The organism is Anoxybacillus sp. ST70 (assembly GCF_019553625.1).
Lineage (GTDB): Bacteria > Bacillota > Bacilli > Bacillales > Anoxybacillaceae > Anoxybacillus > Anoxybacillus gonensis.
In genome coordinates this window covers 31,138-48,658 of record NZ_JAHZOF010000004.1, presented here as the reverse complement: position 1 = coordinate 48,658, position 17,521 = coordinate 31,138, and the positions used below count along the sequence as shown (strand labels likewise).

At 40.1% G+C, this 17,521-nt stretch carries 20 protein-coding genes; 19 read left to right on the top strand and 1 reads right to left on the bottom strand.

The window, feature by feature from the left end; all coding sequences use genetic code 11:
- Window positions 1–22 precede the first annotated feature (22 nt).
- From K1I43_RS07250 to K1I43_RS07160, 19 genes are all read left to right on the top strand, one after another.
- On the top strand, window positions 23–1,084 hold the full coding sequence (locus K1I43_RS07250; RefSeq protein WP_009361198.1) for a hydrogenase small subunit: 1,062 nt from the start codon (window positions 23–25) through the stop codon (window positions 1,082–1,084).
- Between the two features lie 11 nt (window positions 1,085–1,095).
- Window positions 1,096–2,817 (top strand): nickel-dependent hydrogenase large subunit, encoded by a 1,722-nt coding sequence (locus tag K1I43_RS07245; protein ID WP_019416530.1) that lies wholly within the window; start codon window positions 1,096–1,098, stop codon window positions 2,815–2,817.
- An 11-nt stretch (window positions 2,818–2,828) separates the two neighbouring features.
- Window positions 2,829–3,605 carry a Ni/Fe-hydrogenase, b-type cytochrome subunit gene (cybH, locus tag K1I43_RS07240; RefSeq protein ID WP_019416529.1) on the top strand — a complete coding sequence of 259 codons (777 nt, stop codon included), beginning with the start codon at window positions 2,829–2,831 and terminating at the stop codon, window positions 3,603–3,605.
- Window positions 3,595–4,071 carry a HyaD/HybD family hydrogenase maturation endopeptidase gene (locus K1I43_RS07235; RefSeq protein WP_019416528.1) on the top strand — a complete coding sequence of 159 codons (477 nt, stop codon included), beginning with the start codon at window positions 3,595–3,597 and terminating at the stop codon, window positions 4,069–4,071. Before cybH ends, K1I43_RS07235 begins: the two co-directional genes overlap by 11 nt.
- Window positions 4,068–4,487 (top strand): hypothetical protein, encoded by a 420-nt coding sequence (locus K1I43_RS07230; protein ID WP_019416527.1) that lies wholly within the window; start codon window positions 4,068–4,070, stop codon window positions 4,485–4,487. The genes K1I43_RS07235 and K1I43_RS07230 overlap by 4 nt, the downstream gene beginning before the upstream one ends.
- Window positions 4,480–4,857: a hydrogenase maturation nickel metallochaperone HypA/HybF gene (locus K1I43_RS07225; RefSeq protein WP_009361203.1), complete on the top strand. Its 378-nt coding sequence runs from the start codon at window positions 4,480–4,482 to the stop codon at window positions 4,855–4,857. Before K1I43_RS07230 ends, K1I43_RS07225 begins: the two co-directional genes overlap by 8 nt.
- Complete coding sequence (hypB, locus tag K1I43_RS07220; RefSeq protein WP_009361204.1) at window positions 4,835–5,506, top strand: hydrogenase nickel incorporation protein HypB; 672 nt, start codon at window positions 4,835–4,837, stop codon at window positions 5,504–5,506. Before K1I43_RS07225 ends, hypB begins: the two co-directional genes overlap by 23 nt.
- Window positions 5,479–7,758 (top strand): carbamoyltransferase HypF, encoded by a 2,280-nt coding sequence (gene hypF / locus K1I43_RS07215; RefSeq protein WP_019416526.1) that lies wholly within the window; start codon window positions 5,479–5,481, stop codon window positions 7,756–7,758. The genes hypB and hypF overlap by 28 nt, the downstream gene beginning before the upstream one ends.
- Complete coding sequence (locus K1I43_RS07210; protein WP_009361206.1) at window positions 7,749–7,976, top strand: HypC/HybG/HupF family hydrogenase formation chaperone; 228 nt, start codon at window positions 7,749–7,751, stop codon at window positions 7,974–7,976. The genes hypF and K1I43_RS07210 overlap by 10 nt, the downstream gene beginning before the upstream one ends.
- Window positions 7,957–9,066: a hydrogenase formation protein HypD gene (gene hypD, locus K1I43_RS07205; protein WP_019416525.1), complete on the top strand. Its 1,110-nt coding sequence runs from the start codon at window positions 7,957–7,959 to the stop codon at window positions 9,064–9,066. The genes K1I43_RS07210 and hypD overlap by 20 nt, the downstream gene beginning before the upstream one ends.
- 3 nt (window positions 9,067–9,069) lie before the next feature.
- Window positions 9,070–10,062 carry a hydrogenase expression/formation protein HypE gene (gene hypE / locus K1I43_RS07200; RefSeq protein WP_009361208.1) on the top strand — a complete coding sequence of 331 codons (993 nt, stop codon included), beginning with the start codon at window positions 9,070–9,072 and terminating at the stop codon, window positions 10,060–10,062.
- Between the two features lie 90 nt (window positions 10,063–10,152).
- Window positions 10,153–10,947 (top strand): thymidylate synthase, encoded by a 795-nt coding sequence (gene thyA, locus K1I43_RS07195; RefSeq protein ID WP_019416524.1) that lies wholly within the window; start codon window positions 10,153–10,155, stop codon window positions 10,945–10,947.
- A 14-nt stretch (window positions 10,948–10,961) separates the two neighbouring features.
- Entirely contained in the window at window positions 10,962–11,453 is a 492-nt protein-coding gene (locus K1I43_RS07190; RefSeq protein ID WP_019416523.1) for a dihydrofolate reductase, read from the top strand.
- A 123-nt stretch (window positions 11,454–11,576) separates the two neighbouring features.
- Window positions 11,577–12,845 carry a threonine ammonia-lyase IlvA gene (ilvA, locus tag K1I43_RS07185; RefSeq protein WP_019416522.1) on the top strand — a complete coding sequence of 423 codons (1,269 nt, stop codon included), beginning with the start codon at window positions 11,577–11,579 and terminating at the stop codon, window positions 12,843–12,845.
- Window positions 12,846–12,942: 97 nt separating this feature from the next.
- Window positions 12,943–13,194 (top strand): YpmP family protein, encoded by a 252-nt coding sequence (locus K1I43_RS07180; RefSeq protein WP_009361212.1) that lies wholly within the window; start codon window positions 12,943–12,945, stop codon window positions 13,192–13,194.
- 140 nt (window positions 13,195–13,334) lie between these two features.
- Window positions 13,335–14,177 (top strand): DegV family protein, encoded by an 843-nt coding sequence (locus K1I43_RS07175; RefSeq protein WP_009361213.1) that lies wholly within the window; start codon window positions 13,335–13,337, stop codon window positions 14,175–14,177.
- A gap of 13 nt (window positions 14,178–14,190) precedes the next feature.
- On the top strand, window positions 14,191–14,763 hold the full coding sequence (locus K1I43_RS07170; RefSeq protein WP_019416521.1) for an SCO family protein: 573 nt from the start codon (window positions 14,191–14,193) through the stop codon (window positions 14,761–14,763).
- Window positions 14,764–14,828: 65 nt separating this feature from the next.
- On the top strand, window positions 14,829–15,566 hold the full coding sequence (locus K1I43_RS07165) for an SGNH/GDSL hydrolase family protein (RefSeq protein ID WP_009361215.1): 738 nt from the start codon (window positions 14,829–14,831) through the stop codon (window positions 15,564–15,566).
- 3 nt (window positions 15,567–15,569) lie between these two features.
- Window positions 15,570–16,130: a YpmS family protein gene (locus K1I43_RS07160; RefSeq protein WP_019416520.1), complete on the top strand. Its 561-nt coding sequence runs from the start codon at window positions 15,570–15,572 to the stop codon at window positions 16,128–16,130.
- 25 nt (window positions 16,131–16,155) lie between these two features.
- Here the strand turns inward: K1I43_RS07160 and K1I43_RS07155 are convergent, their stop codons facing one another.
- On the bottom strand, window positions 16,156–17,520 hold the full coding sequence (locus K1I43_RS07155) for an RsmF rRNA methyltransferase first C-terminal domain-containing protein (RefSeq protein ID WP_019416519.1): 1,365 nt from the start codon (window positions 17,518–17,520) through the stop codon (window positions 16,156–16,158).
- Window position 17,521 lies beyond the last annotated feature (1 nt).

Here is a 17,521-nt window from a genome sequence, read left to right as displayed (position 1 = left end):
TCAAGTAAAGGGGAGGAGCTATGTGAAAAGAAAAACAATTTTAGAAGAAGTGCTTGATCGCGGTTTCACAAGACGCGATTTTTTAAAGATGTGTACAGCACTTGCTGCGACAATGGGACTTGATTTTTCACAAACCGATCAAGTTGTTGCAGCGATGGAAAAGAACCAACGCGTTCCCGTTATTTGGTTACAGTTTCAAGACTGTACAGGTTGTTCTGAATCATTTATTCGTTCTACGCATCCGAAAGTGGAAAGTGTGCTGTTAAACATGATTTCTCTCGAGTATTCAGAAGCGCTTTCCGCTGCTTCAGGTCATCAAATTGAAGCTGCCCTCGAACATGTGCTTGAACATTATCCGGGAGAATACATACTTGCAGTAGAAGGAAGCTTGCCGACAGATGATGCATTTTTAACCGTTGGGGGCGTATCGGCAAAAGAAACGTTTCTTCGCGCAGCTAAAGGAGCAAAAGCGATTATTGCATACGGAAGCTGTTCATCGTGGGGAGGGATTCCTGCTGCATATCCAAATCCAACAAAAGCCAAACCGATTACGCATTTTGTGAAAGATAAACCTGTCATATTAGTGCCAGGATGTCCACCAATTGCAGAAGTCATGACGGGTGTCATTGCGCATATTATTACGTTCGGGAAACTTCCAGAGCTTGATCATCTTGGCAGACCGAAAGCATTTTATCGTCATCGTATTCATGATAAATGTAATCGTCGCGCATATTTTGATGCGGGATTATTTGCGGAATCGTTTGACGATGAAGGAGCAAGACAAGGATATTGCTTATATAAAGTAGGCTGTAAGGGGCCAACAACATATAACTCTTGTGCAGAAATGCGCTGGAACGGTGGGGTTAGCTATCCAATTCAATCCGGAAATCCATGTATCGGTTGTTCTGAAAAAGGCTTTTGGGATAACGGTCCTTTCTTCGTTCGTCGCGCTAAAATTCCTGCATCTCAAACGACGATTAATCCAGAAACCGTTGGAGCGATTGCGGTTGGTGTGACCGCTGCAGGTGTTGCTGCCCATGCTGCAGTAACGGCAATGAAGAAAAAAGATGAACATCATGATTGAGGTGAATAAAGATGACAGAACGTATTGTTGTCGATCCAGTAACGCGAATTGAAGGGCATTTACGCATTGAAGTAGATGTTGATGACAGCGGTGTGATTCAAGAAGCATTTAGTTCGGGTACAGCGGTTCGTGGCATTGAGTTAATTGTCCGAGATCGCGATCCACGCGATGTTTGGGCATATGTGCAACGCATTTGTGGTGTTTGTACAACAACACACGCTTTAGCTTCTATCCGTTCCGTTGAAGATGCGCTTGATATTAAAATTCCAAGAAATGCACATTTGATTCGTGACATTATGAACGCGGCTGTTTTTTTACATGACCATGTCGTTCACTTTTATCATTTACATGCATTTGATTGGGTTGATGTATTAAGTGCGCTTAAAGCAGATCCAAACGAAACAAGCCGTATTGCTCAATCACTTTCTAGTTGGCCAAAATCGTCCCCAGGTTATTTTAAAGACATTCAAATGAAAGTACAAAAAGTTGTGGATAGTGGACAACTCGGCATTTTTGCAAACGGCTATTGGGGGCATAAAGCATATAAGTTACCACCTGAAGTGAATTTGCTTGCTGTTGCTCATTATTTAGAAGCGCTCGATTGGCAAAAAGAAATTGTGAAAATTCATACGATTTTTGGTGGAAAAAACCCTCATCCTCACTATGTTGTCGGTGGAATGGCTACGCCAATTGATGTGAATAGCGATAATGCTATTCATGCCGAACGTTTAATGCACGTTTCGCAAATTATTGATCAGGCAGTAGAGTTTGTCAACAATGTTTACATTCCAGACTTATTGGCGATTGGCTCATTTTATAAAGATTGGACATATGGTGGCGGTTTAAACAACTATTTATGTTATGGAGATTTTTCAACAGGGGATATTCGAGACGTTCACTTATATCGTTTCCCGCGTGGTGTCATTTTAAATGGAAATCTTAATGAAGTGCTCGATGTCGATCCGAAAGATCCAGAACAAGTAAAAGAGTTTATCGATCACTCATGGTATACGTATGACGGAAAAGAAGGTGGTGTCGGTAAGCATCCGTGGGAGGGTGAAACATCGCTTCGTTATACAGGACCAAAGCCACCGTTTAAAACATTAAATACAGATGAAAAATATAGCTGGTTAAAATCCCCAAGATGGAAAGAACATCCAATGGAAACGGGGCCACTTGCACGCATGCTCATTGGCTATGCTTTAAAGAAAGATGAGTTTGTCGGATTAATAGATGACACGTTAAAAAAATTGAATTGGCCGCTTGAAGCGATGCGTTCAGCACTTGGTCGTACAGTAGCGCGCGGACTTGAATCCATTCTTGTTGCAAAATGGATGCGTGACGATATGGACGCATTATTGGCGAATATTCGCAATGGAAATCAAATTACATTTGACCGAACAAAATGGGAGCCAAGTACGTGGCCGAAAAAAGCAAAAGGAGTCGGATGGATGGAAGCGCCGCGTGGAGCGCTAGGTCATTGGATTGAAATTGAAGATGGAAAAACGAAAAACTATCAAGCGGTTGTTCCGACGACGTGGAATGCTTCACCGCGTGACCATAAAGGACAAATTGGTGCGTATGAAGCATCTTTAAAAGGAACGCCATTGCTTGATAAAGAAAAGCCGTTAGAGATTTTGCGCATCGTCCATTCGTTCGATCCATGCTTAGCATGTGCGGTTCATTTAACAGATCTTGAATCGAAACAAACGACTCATATTCGTATTGGGTAGGAGGGGAGTGTATGTCGATCCCGACAAATCCAAAAATTGAACAAAAACGGACGGAAGTCATTTGGAAACGGTCGCGAAAAGCAAAACATATTGAATTAAACGATCACATGGTGAAAGTGTACGTATGGGAGTTGCCTGTTCGTATTTTTCACTGGATTAATGCTTTTTCTATTCTAGTGTTAATGATTACGGGCGTGTTCATTGGCCGCCCGTTCGTGTCCGCATCTATTCAAGAAGAGGCATATTATTCCTTTTTGATGGGTTGGGCGCGCTACATTCACTTTTTTGTTGCTTTTCTTTTTACTATTAATTTAGCTGTTCGTTGGTATTGGGTGTACAAAGGAAATGAGCATGCAACATCGAATCCGTTTCGTCTTTCTTTTTGGAAGGAAGCGTTTGAAACAATAAAATATTACTTATTTATGAAAAACAATAAAAAACATTATATTGGACATAATCCGCTCGCTCAATTAAGTTATTGGATTTTTATTGGTCTTGGTTCGATCATCATGATGCTTACAGGTTACTATTTATTATTTGAATCACAACCAGAATCAATTTATGGAAAAATGTTTATGTGGGCTGCTCATTTATTTGGTGGCGATAGCTATTCTGTTCGTTCGTGGCATCATCTTGTAGCATGGGGGTTTATCATTTTTACTGTTGTACACGTATATATGGCATTTCGTGAAGACTATTTACAACGAAATGGAACGATGTCATCTATTTTTACTGGCTATAAACTCGAACGAAAAAAAGAAGCATTAGGTGAACAGGATGAAAAATAAAAAAATAACGGTTCTCGGAATTGGAAATTTACTATATTCCGATGAAGGAGTAGGCATTCATATTTTGCCTTTATTAGAAGAAAAATTGGCGAAATATGACGAGGTAGAAGTGATTGAAGGTTCAACGGATGGGATGCGTTTACTTGGGACAATTGAAGAAACGGAGTATTTGGTAATTATCGATGCTGTCAATGCAGGAAAAGAAGCAGGAACAATCGTTACGTTAATCGATGATGAAATTCCATCATATTTTGGAATTAAAATGTCTATTCATCAACTCGGTTTTCAGGAAGTGTTGTCAGCTGCAAAAATACGTCAAACATGTCCAAAGCAAATGGTTTTATTTGGAGTTCAACCTGCATCTTTATCTCTCGGATTAGAGTTATCACCAATTGTCCAAGCGCAGCTTCCACACGTTGTTGAGCGAGTTGTTCACCAAGTGGAGAAGTGGTGTTGCACGCCATGAATCGCCTGCAATTTTTAAAAATGATGCGTAATAGTTTAATTGAAACAATGAAAGAAGCTTCCGCCCCATTATTAGAAGACGAGGTGGAAAAAATGAAGAAACTATTTTCCGATCATCGCACGTGGCGCGCTATTGGCTCGTGCGATGATATATGTGATGTTGAAATCAAAACTGTTGATCGCATCCCGCTCATTGTTTACAAACAGGAAGGAACGTTATATGTAAGAAAAGCCATTTGTTCACATTGTCAAGTCATGCCGCATTATATTGTGCAAGATCGTCGCTTTATTTGTTTGTATTGTGATCGGGAATGGTATGTATTTTCACAAAACGGAACTTTGCATATGCCACTTCTTCCTACAAAACAAGAAGGAAACGAATGGTATGTGCAAATAGAAAGGGATTCGTATGCATGAAATGGCATTAATGGGGGAAATCGTCCAGTTAATTGAGCAAGATGCTCAATTAAAACAGGTGAAATATGTAAAAAAGGTAGAATTGCTTGTTGGGACGTTGAGCAATGTACTTCCAGACGCATTACAATTTGCATTCGATGTGTATAAAATGCAAACAAATAACTGTTTAACAACAGATGCTGAATTGATTATTCATATAGAGAAAGCAAAAGCCGTTTGCGCCATTTGTGGAAGCCAATATGAACCTGTGACAAAAATTGCTCAATGTCCGGCATGTTTACTTCCGAGCGGAAACATTGTAGCAGGAGAAACATTTCGTATATTGGCATATGAAGGGAGTTCGACGGATGAAAATTACATTGGAAGTTGATGTGTTAACAAACAATAACCGTGCAGCTTCGTTTAACCGGCAATTGTTTGAGGAAACGAATACGCTTGTTATTAATATCATGAGTTCACCAGGCGCAGGGAAGACAACCATTTTAGAAAAGACGATAGAGGCGTTAGCAAATGAGTTTCGTATTGGTGTCATTGAAGGGGATTTAGCAACAGAAAAAGATGCAGATCGCATTCGTGCCCTTGGTGCGCAAGCCGTACAAATTAACACGCATGGAGGATGCCATTTAGATGCCCGCATGATTGCGGCTGTTTTACCACAATTTGATTTTCAACAGCTTGATATTTTGTTTATTGAAAATGTAGGAAATCTTGTTTGTCCATCTGGTTATGATTTAGGACAGCAGCATAAAGTAGCTGTGTTAAGCGTACCAGAAGGAAATGACAAAATCCCAAAATATCCAACAATGTTTATGAGAACAGAGCTTGTTTTACTAAATAAAATAGATTTACTGCCGTATCTTGATTTTGATGTCGAACAAGCGAAAGAAGATTTATCATGTATTCATCCACAGTCTAAGTTGTTGCCGTTATCAGCAAAAACAGGTGAAGGCATGGATGAATGGTTACATTGGATTCGAGAAGGGGTTGCCCGATGCAAAAAGCAGTCAATATCACAGTGAAAGGACGAGTGCAAGGAGTTGGCTTCCGTCCTTTTATTTTCGCACTTGCTCAGCGATATCAAGTAAAAGGAACAGTCCAAAACAACATGGACGGGGTTTTTATTCATATAGAAGGCGATGCATATGCAGTCGATCAGTTTATTCACTCTTTACCGATGGAAGCACCGCGGCTATCTCGTATTGATGAGATCATTGTCACTTTAGCACAATGGCAAGCGTTTGAACATTTTTCTATCATTCCGAGCGAACGAACGGGAAGTTCTTCGCTCGTGATTCCAATTGATACTGCTGTTTGTGAAGATTGTTTACGAGAAATGTATGATCCAGATGATCGTCGGTATCGCTATCCGTTTATTAATTGTACACAATGTGGCCCACGTTATACGATTATTGAACAGTTGCCGTACGATCGTCCGTTTACATCGATGCGTTCGTTCCAAATGTGTGGGCGATGTGCAAAAGAGTACGAAGATCCTATGAACCGCCGTCATCACGCTCAGCCTATTGCTTGTCCAACATGCGGTCCATCTGTTGCATTATTGAAGCAAGATGGACAAACGGTGCAAGGTGATGCCATTCAACAAGCGAAGCAATATATTCGTGCTGGGGCGATTGTTGCGGTGAAAGGATTAGGTGGGTATCACTTAGCTTGTGATGCGACAAATGAACAGGCTGTTCAACAATTACGAATGCGAAAGCGACGGCCCCATCGTCCGCTAGCGATCATGGCGGCTTCCCTTGATATTGTAGAACAATTATGTCATGTCACCGCGGAAGAAAAACAGTTGTTCATTTCGCCGGAAGCTCCCATCGTTGTTGTTAAAAAAAGAAAAAACACAATGATTGCTCCATCGGTTGCTCCGGGGTTGCAAACAGTTGGAGTGATGTTACCGTACACGCCACTTCACCATTTATTGCTTGATGATCGATTGCCTGTTGTCGTGATGACAAGTGCGAATCGTTCAGGGGTGCCAATGATATACGAAGACGACCAAGCTTTACGTGATTTACAAGGCATTGCCGATTATTTTCTTGTACATAATCGTCCGATTGTTCACCCTATTGATGATTCTGTTGTTCAAGTAGAAAATGGAAAGATTCATTTTATTCGGCGAGCGCGTGGTTTTGTTCCGGATCCGTTGGAGACGAAGTATGACGTTCATGAAATTGTTGCACTTGGTGGTCAACAAAAAAATGTATTCGCATTTGGAAGACATCATCAAATTTTTTTAGGGCCTCATATCGGTGACTTAGAGCATGTAGAAGTCGTGGAACATTTCCAAAGGGAATACGAACATTTACGCACATGGATGGGAGTGACCCCAAAAACAATTGCTGTTGATTTGCATCCAAATTATGAAACGTGGAATATCGCAAAACAATGGAATGCCGACATTGTAGCTGTCCAACATCATCATGCACACATGGTTTCGTGCATGGAGGAAAATCATATACACTCTTCTTGTTTTGGCCTTATTTTAGATGGAACAGGATACGGGGAGGACGGACATATATGGGGGTTTGAGCTACTGTACGGAAATGCTTCGCAATATAAGCGGCTCGGTCATTTAACGTATACTCCACTTCCAGGGGGAGAGCGTTGTATAAAAGAACCGTGGCGTACAGCGGTCGGCATGCTTGGGCATTATTTCGGCGAGCAAGGATATGCTCTAGCAGAGAAGCGATTTACCGAACGAGCACAAGAGATACGCGTATTAAAACAAATGATTGAAAAAGGGTTACACTCGCCTTTGGCAGGTACGTGTGGGAGACTATTTGATGCCGTTAGTGCTTTTTTGTACGTTTGTACACATAGTACGTACGATGGGGAGGCGGCTGTTCGACTTTCTGAATTCATTGATGATACAAAAATATATAAAACTTATCCATTTCAAATAAAAAAACAGGATGAATGGGAAATTGATTTGGCAGAGATGTGGCAAGCGATATGGGAAGATGTTGAAGCTCATGAACAAGTGAATATCATTGCTGGTCGCTTCCATGAAACAGTTGTTCAAGCGTCTGTTGAATTAGTTCGTTTAGCTTTACAACAATATCCAACATACGAACGAAACATTGTATTATCAGGGGGAAGTATGCATAATCGTTATATCGTTAAACGTCTTCGTCAAGAACTCAGTAAGCTTGGATTATGTGTTTACACCCATCAAAAAGTACCATGTAATGATGGAGGACTAGCTCTTGGACAGTTAATCATCGCAGCGCATAGGAGGGATCGTGTATGTGTGTAGGAGTACCGGCGAAAGTGTTACATATTGACGGTTTTTCCGCAAGAGTAGATGTCATGGGATCACAAATGGATGTTGGAATTATTTTTGTTCCTGAAGTCAAAATAGGTGACTATGTCATTGTGCATGCTGGACAGGCGATGTCAATTATTGATGAACAGTATGCAAAAGAGAGTTTGGAAGAATGGAGGAAGTTAGTCGATGCTAGACGTGATGGATAGCCCAACTCGTTCAACGCTCAGTCAAACGTTGTTACAAGAAGTACAGATGTTGGCGAACCAGTTTCAACAAACGTTTGGACGAATGCCTTCGTTTATGGAAGTGTGCGGCTCACATACGATGGCACTTGCTCGTACGGGAGTTAAAAAAGCGCTCGAAGGATACGTTCGTCTCATTTCTGGTCCCGGTTGTCCTGTTTGCGTCACTGATCAAGTAACGATTGATGCAATGATTTCTCTGACAGATGGTTCGGACCGAATCATTTGTACATTTGGCGACATGATGCGGGTGCCTGGATCTTATGGAACGTTGATGCAAGCGAAGACAGAAGGAAAAGATGTGCGTGTCGTCTATTCTCCGGTTGATGCGGTTCGTATTGCTGAACAGCATCCACATCAAGAAGTTATTTTTTTAGGGATAGGGTTTGAGACAACCATCCCGATTTTAGCTGCAGCAATAAAAGAAGCAGAAGAAAAGCAAGTGCACAATTTTTCCATGTGGATGTCGACAAAGCTAGTGGAGCCAATTTTGCGGCAATTGCTTCACGAGAGAGAAGTGTCACTAGACGGTTTTTTACTACCTGGGCACGTATCCATGGTGATGGGGAGAGCTCATTTTGAATTTTTAGCAACGGAATACAATATGCCTGCAGTAATTAGTGGATTTGAAGCATTACATATGTTAAGTGCAATTCGTCATTTATTAATGTTAGCACTCAAACAGCATGCTATTGTATTAAACGATTATAAAAGTGTAGTGACTGAACAAGGAAGTGTACAAGCGAAATATTGGATGAACCATTATTTTACATTATGTGACGAGGCATGGCGTGGCATCGGTGTGATTTCTCAAAGCGGAATGGATTTTAAGAAAGAGTATGATCGATTTAACGCGAAAGTGAAGTTTTCCGTTTTAACGCGTGAACCACGTCGAACAAAGTGTCGTTGTGGAGAAGTCATTCGAGGACTTATTGATCCACCGCAATGTGCATTGTTTGGAAAAGCATGTACACCGCTTCAGCCGATTGGACCTTGTATGGTGTCATCAGAAGGTAGTTGTGCCGCGTATTATCAATATATGAGGGAGGAGTAACGAATGGAGCGAATCACGCTCGCTCATGGGGACGGAGGACAGTTAGCCCATCAGCTCATTGCAGACGTTTTTGTTTCTATGTTTCGTAACGATCGTCATGCAAAATTCGACGCAGCTACGTTTACGTTAGATCCCCACGAGCTAGCCATGACAACAGATAGTTTTGTCGTTAAACCGCTTTTCTTTCCGGGTGGAAATATTGGAAAACTGGCGGTAGCTGGAACAATAAATGATTTAGCGGTCGTTGGAGCGATCCCGAAAGTAATGACGTGTAGTTTTATTATCGAAGAAGGATTTCCAATTTGTGATTTAAAAACGATCGTGCAGTCGATGGCTGAAGAAGCGAAAAAAGTCAATGTGGAGATTGTTGCGGGCGATACAAAAGTCGTTGAACGTGGTAGTGCGGATGGATTATATATTAATACAACAGGGATCGGAGTCATTTCACATTCGCTTGAGCCGAAAATTTGTGAAGGGGACTCGGTCATTGTCAGCGGTTCAGTTGGTGATCATGGAGTAGCTATATTAGTTGCCCGAGGGGAATTAGGGCTTGTATCAACGATTGAGAGCGACTGTACAACATTGTATCCGCTCATTGCCAAAGCGTTACAGGCAAGTCAACGCATTCGCCTAATGCGCGACCCAACCCGCGGGGGATTAGCGACTGCCCTTGTAGAAATTTGTGAAGATTTTGGTGTAACGATTGAATTGGAGGAAGAACGTATCCCAGTAAAACAAGAAGTGGAAGGAGCATGTGAATTGCTCGGGTTTGATCCGCTCTATTTGGCTAACGAAGGAAAAGTGGTCATGATCGTTCCGAAAGAAGATGAACAGGCTGTTCTTGATGCCCTTCGTTCTCAACCTGAAGGAAAAGATGCAGCTGTGATCGGAACTGTTCGAGCAACAAACAAAGGTCAATTATTGTTGCGAACACCGCTTGGCACAACACGACGATTATATCGATTAACTGGATTAATGTTGCCGCGTATTTGTTAAACCGTAGGGGAATCCTGCGGTTTTTGTCTTTCCTACTTTTATGGTTTATGTCATAATAAATGACAGTACATAAAAAAGGGTGAGGGTGTCATGAAACAATATTTACAATTACTTGAAGATATTTTACAAAACGGTGTGTATAAAGATGACCGTACGAGAACAGGGACGATTTCTGTCTTTGGACGTCAATTACGCTTTGATTTACGCGAAGGATTTCCTTTACTTACAACAAAAAAGTTACATATTCGTTCCATTATTCATGAGTTGCTCTGGTTTTTAAGTGGGGATACGAATATTCGTTATTTAAAAGAAAATGGTGTAACAATTTGGGATGAATGGGCAGATGAAAATGGAGATTTAGGACCGGTATATGGAGCTCAATGGCGTTCATGGAGGGGAGCGGACGGTCGAACGATTGATCAAATTAGCGAAGTGATTGAACAAATAAAGCACAATCCAAATTCGCGCCGTCTTTTAGTAAGCGCATGGAATGTTGCGGAATTAGACAATATGAAGTTGCCTCCTTGCCATTATGCTTTTCAGTTTTACGTGGAAAATGGAACGTTATCGTGCATGTGGCAACAGCGTTCGGTTGATACGTTTTTAGGTCTTCCGTTCAATATCGCAAGCTATGCACTACTTACGCATATGGTTGCTCAACAATGCGATCTACAACCGAAAGAACTTATTTTTACTGGCGGTGACGTTCATTTATATATGAATCATATCGAACAAGCAAAGTTGCAATTAACGAGAGAACCGCGCCCACTTCCGAAATTAGTCATTAAACGAAAACCAGCTTCTATCTTTGAGTATCGCTTTGAAGATTTTGAAATTGTTGATTACCATCCGCATCCGCATATTAAAGCGGACGTGTCTGTGTAAGGGAAGTGAGTGAAGTGATTTCTATCATTGTTGCGATGGATCGAAATCGAGTTATTGGTCGGAACAATACATTACCTTGGCACTTACCGGCGGATTTAGCTTATTTTAAACATGTAACTATGGGGCATCCGATTGTCATGGGGCGAAAAACATTTGAATCGATCGGCCGTCCGCTTCCTGGAAGAATAAACATCGTACTTACACGGGACAACACGTTTTCAGCGAATTCGAATGTTCAAGTGATTCATTCAATTGATGATATTGAACAAGTAGAACAGCAATATGGTCATGTGTTTGTTATTGGGGGAGCGCAAGTGTTTGAACAAGCGATGCCGTTTGCGGATCAATTGTACGTTACACACATTGACGAAACGTTTACAGGAGATACATTCTTTCCACCAATTGATGAAAAGCAATGGGTGCTTCGTACCGTTCGCCAAGGTGTGCAAGATGAAAAAAATCGTTATCCACACACATTTTGTATATATGAACGAACAGCTCGCTAATTGGCGAGCTTCATCTTTTTGAATAATTTTTAGAAAATTTACTTTTCTTTATTCGAAAATATGATATATTTTAGAATAACATAATTTTGACAACGAAATTATAAATAGAAAGGAAACGAGAAAATGGAACAACAAGTAAAACGAAAACATGGCGTATATGTAGAAGATATTTTAATTGCTTATCAAACGCTAAAAGATGTCGTGTATCATACCCCTTTGCAAAAAAATGAATTGCTTTCAGAACGTTATGATTGTCACGTATATTTTAAGCGGGAAGATTTACAAGTCGTTCGCTCGTTTAAAATTCGTGGGGCATATTATCGAATGAAAAGCTTAAGTGAAGAAGAAAAGAAAAATGGGATTGTTTGCGCAAGTGCAGGCAATCATGCCCAAGGCGTAGCTTATTCATGTCGAGCGCTCGGTGTGCATGGGAAAATTTATATGCCATCTACAACTCCAAGACAAAAAGTATCACAAGTACAGTTTTTTGGTCGAGAGTTTGTCGACATTATTTTAGTTGGCGATACATTTGATGATTCTTATGAGCAAGCACGAATTTGTGCAAAACAAGAGCAGCGAACATTTATCCATCCGTTTGATGATGAAGCTGTAATTGCAGGGCAAGGAACAGTGGGCGTTGAAATTTTAAATGATTGTGAAGAACCGATTGATTATGTGTTTGCAAGTATTGGCGGCGGAGGGCTTATTTCTGGTGTCGGCACGTATATTAAAAGCATTTCACCAACAACGAAATTAGTTGGCGTCGAACCTGAAGGAGCTCCTTCTATGAAAAAATCGTTTGAAGCAAAAGAAGTTGTCACTTTAAGTGAAATTGATCCGTTTGTAGATGGCGCGGCAGTGAAACGTGTGGGGGAAAAAACATTTGCATTAGCAAAAGAGATGGTCGATGATATTGTCGTTGTTCCTGAAGGAAAAGCATGCACAACGATTTTGCAACTTTATAATGAAAATGCGATTGTAGTCGAGCCTGCTGGAGCGTTGCCGGTTGCTGCGCTTGATTTATATAAAGAACAGATTCGGGGCAAGACCGTTGTTTGTATTATTAGCGGAGGAAACAACGATATTGGACGCATGCAAGAAATTAAAGAGCGCTCGATGATTTATGAAGGACTTCAACATTATTTTATTGTCAATTTTCCACAACGTGCTGGAGCGTTGCGCGAATTTCTTGATGAAGTATTAGGACCAACAGACGACATTACACTTTTTGAATATACGAAAAAAAATAATAAAGACAGTGGCCCGGCTCTCGTTGGCATTGAATTAAAATGTCGTGAAGATTACGGTCCGCTCGTCGAACGAATGAAGAAAAAAGGTTTTCCGTTTATGGAAGTGAATAAAGATAGCAGTTTGTTCCATTTGCTCATTTGACAAAAATTTTTTATAAATCGGTGACGAAATGTGACATACTTCAACATAAAAATCGTGTATAATATAAGTAAATCGGTCAAAAAAGAGGATTGATATTTTGTTATTCAAAAGCCTAGAGTTTAAAAACGTAGATGGGCAAAAAGTAAAAATTATCGAAATTCCGGTATTGGAGGACGATAACCCTTATCAATTTATGGTAAAAGTAAGGTTACAAACGTTTATTGCACAAGTGTATGCTAAAAAAAGTCCAAAGAAGGTGTATTCATTTAAAGAATATTTAAAACGTGTGTTGAAGTGGCCGGTGTATGAACAAATATTTAAATCTGAAATTTTAAAAAACAATGCATAAATGATAGCGAGCTGTTTTGCCAATGTGCAAACCAGCTCTTTTTTTACAAAAAATTTTATGAAAACAGCGACATATAGGAGCATTTTATTATATAATTTCACCGTACAAAAATTTTAGAATGAAATGCAGGAAGTGAAAAAATGAGCAAAGTAAAGATTGTGACAGATTCTACGGTTGATTTAACGAAAGAAGTGATTGAGGCGTGGGACATTCGCGTCGTGCCATTATCGATCTCTATTGACGGGCAAACATATGTAGACGGCATTGATTTAACTCCACAACAATTTATTGAAAGAATGAAACAAGCAGATGAACTCCCAAAAAGTTCTCAACCTTCTGCAGGGCAGTTTTTACAAGTATATGATGAACTCGGAGAAGCAGGGTATGATGTCATTTCCATTCATATGACAGGAGGCATGAGTGGAACGGTGCGCTCTGCCGAGAGTGCTGCAACGATGACAAAAGCAAACGTTACCGTCATCGATTCTCGTTTTATTTCTCTTGCGCTCGGCTTTCAAGTATTAGAAGCGGCAAAAATGGCGGCAGAGGGAAAAACAGTAGAAGAAATTGTTTCACGTCTTGATACGATCCGAGCGAATACACATTTATTTGTTGTTGTTGATACACTTGAAAATCTCGTTAAAGGTGGGCGCATTGGCCGAGGGAAAGCAATGATTGGTTCGCTACTAAATATTAAACCGATCGCTTCGTTACAAGATGGTGTATATACACCTGTGACAAAAGTTCGTAGTCAGTCTCAAATCGTTAAATTTTTAACAAACCAATTTGTTGAACATACGAAAGGAAAGATGATTCGAGCAGTAGGGATTGCTCATGCAGATGCGCTTGATTTAAGCGAACGATTAAAACAGTCGCTTGCGGAAGCAACAGGATGGACACAAACAGATATTGTGTATACAACCCCGATTATTTCTACGCACACAGGTCCAGGGGCCATCGGATTTATGTATTATACGGAGTAGGGGGAACGAAAAAATGAAGCGTATACGTTTATGGTTATTTGCTTTATTTCTGTCCTTGCTTGTTGCTTGCCAACAATCAATTCCAGATGCAAAAAATTGGCCAATTGAAGATTTCACATTTATTGATCAAAATGGTCAACAGTTTGGTTTAGCTGATTTAAAAGGAAAAGTATGGGTGGCTGATTTTATTTTTACGCGATGCGCTGATGTTTGTCCTCCAATGACGGCAAATATGGCGAAATTACAAAAAATGGTGAAGGAAAAAGGGTTAGACGTTCATTTTGTTTCGTTTAGTGTCGATCCTGAAAACGATACACCGGATGCATTAAAGGCATATGTTGAAAAGTTTCAGGGGGATATGAGCCGTTGGCACCTGCTTACTGGATACACACAACAAGAAATTGAACGTTTTGCCCAAAAAAACTTTAAAGCTGTCGTAAAAAAACCGCAAGAAGGCGATCAAGTCATTCACGGTACAGATTTTTATCTTGTTGATCAAAATGGGAAAATTGTGAAGTATTATAGTGGCTTAAACGATGTGCCTTACGAAGAAATTTTAAAACATATTGACATGTTACAAGAATAGGATATACAGACAAAAATGATGGTTCAGTCATTTTTGTCTTTTCTTTTATAGAGAGGGGATTTTCTGTGAACAAATTTCTTCTTCTATTCCTTTGCATGTGTTTAGTCGGATGTTCTTCTACACCGACAATGATGAAAGAGAAAGAACAAGTGCAAATGAAACCACGTGATTTACAAATTGTGGCGTTAGGCGACTCATTAACAGAAGGAGTGGGCGATGAGCAAGGTGGATATGTCACATTTATCAAGCAATATTTAGAAAGTCGTGAAGATGTAAATAAAGTGTTTGTGCACAACTTTGGCAAACGAGGATTACGTAGTACACAACTGGCAGATGTCATGATAAATAACGAATCGGTGATTCAGCAAGCAGATCTTATTTTTATCACTATTGGTGGAAATGATATGATGAAAGTTGTTCGTTCACATTTTTTATCTTTAACATATGATTTGTTTGTAGAGGAGCAACAGGCATTTGCATCCCGGCTTGATGAGCAACTCCAACTTCTTCGTCATATGAATCAAGACGCTTATATTGTGCTTATTGGATTATACAATCCGTTTTCTTCAGCTTTTCCAAATATACCTGAAATGGATGAGATTATACACATGTGGAACGAAGGAAGTAAGGAAGTAATTTCTCGCTATGATCGTACACTATTTGTACCTATTGCGGATCTGTTTGAAGGACGGGATGATGTGTTGTATGATGATCAATTTCATCCGAACAAAATAGGCTATGAACAAATGGCAAAGCGCATATACGAATACTTACAAAGACATCAGGAATGGATAGGAGAATGAATTGTGAAGTGGAAAATTTTATTTTTTAGCTTGTTAGGGATAAACGCTCTAATGATCGTGTTACTACTTTTTTATATGTTTCAGCCATCTTCTTCCCCAAATGTCTCAAACATCAAAGGGGAAGGACCAACATTTACTGTGCAAACATCTAAACAACATATGAATACGTTAATTCGTGATTATATCCAGAAGCATAAAAAAGAAGGGGAATTGTCTTATGATGTCCAATTAGCTGATCGCCTCTATATTACAAGTGCGATTCCGATATTCGGAAAACAAGTCGATTTAACGATGGCATTTGATCCAAATGTTGATGAAAGCGGGAACATTATACTGGCTCATCCAACAATGACATTCGGACAGCTTCGTTTGCCTGTTCCATATGTATTGGCGTATATAGAAAAGCATGCATCTTTACCGAATTGGGTGAAAGTGGATGCGAAAAAAGAGCGCATTTATATTGTTGTCAGCGATATTCGTATAAAAAAAGGATATATGCTTAAAGCGAAAACGTTTGATTTAAGTAAAGATGATATGACTTTTACAGTTACAATTACAAAATAGGATGTCCCATATATCGAGGGACATCCTATTTTATCCGCAATCCTTTCGGGTAAAAGTTTTTTACCACTCCTTTTACTTCTTTTCCCCAACCGAGTGGATAACCGTCAATAGTAATTAATATCCATCCTCGATCGCCATTTGTTTGTAATGTTTCTCCTTTCATATATCGGATACTTTCTTCAAGCGTGAGCGGAAGGTGTGCTTGTACTTGTTGTTTTGTTAGTGCCATAGCTAAAGCGTGGTTTGGTTCAAAGCGATTTTTTTTCCATTCTCCTATATGGAGACCAGGTCGAACGACTTTTAAGCCGTCTAAACGTGGGCATAAATAAGGGAGAGCAAATATATGCGTCCCAAATGCGTAAAGCGTCCCATCTATTGTCGTTTGGATTATATGGTTTATAAACGTTTCATAATCGCGCCGCATTGCTTTAGATACGTTAGAAGTGGCTACTTTTCCATTCCATCGTTTTGCTTCTCCTCGTTTGCGCATTTTGGCAACGAAATGTCCTTCTCCGTGGAGATGATGAGGCCAAAGCCTTGCCGTATGTGCGATTTGTTCGTTATATGTGTTCGTCCAACGGACAACACCTGGTTGAATCCCGTGTTCTTTTTCGATTGGAACGAGTTCCATGTCGTTGTAAGTCGCTAAAAACCAGTCGATGATTTGCTCATTTTCTTCAGGGGAGAATGTGCACGTCGAATAAACGAGTGTGCCCCCTTCGTTTAACATTTTATAAGCACAAGATAAAATATGTTTTTGTGTTTGTGCACATTTTTGGACATGATCTAAACTCCAAAATTGAATCGCTTCTTCGTCTTTTCGAAACATTCCTTCTCCGGAACATGGGGCATCAACTAAAATTTTATCGAAAAATCCTTCAAATGTTTCCGATAGTTTTTCAGGTGTTTCATTTGTAATAACAGCATTTGTAATTCCAAGTCGCTCAATATTTTCAGATAAAGCTTTGACACGCTTTGGATGAATTTCGTTTGCCAATAAAAATCCTTCATTGTTCATCATGGCTGCTAGTTGTGTTGTTTTCCCGCCGGGTGCTGCACATAAGTCAAGCACTCGCTCCCCTGAAGATGGGGCAAGCACCTCAGCGACAAACATTGCGCTTGGTTCTTGAATGTAATACAATCCGGCAGCATGATACGGATGTTTGCCAGGTTGGGCATCGCGATAATAAAATCCTGTAGAACAAAAAGGAATTGGCTCAAGTTCCCATGGACTGATGTTTAAAAATGTCGACGGTGAAACTTTTAGTGTATTCACCCGCAAACCATGAACTTTTTCTTCATTGTACGTCGCAAAAAAACGCTCCGCTTCATCTTGAAGCAAAGCATTCATTTTTGTTATAAATTGTTCTGGTAAATGACACATAGTCATG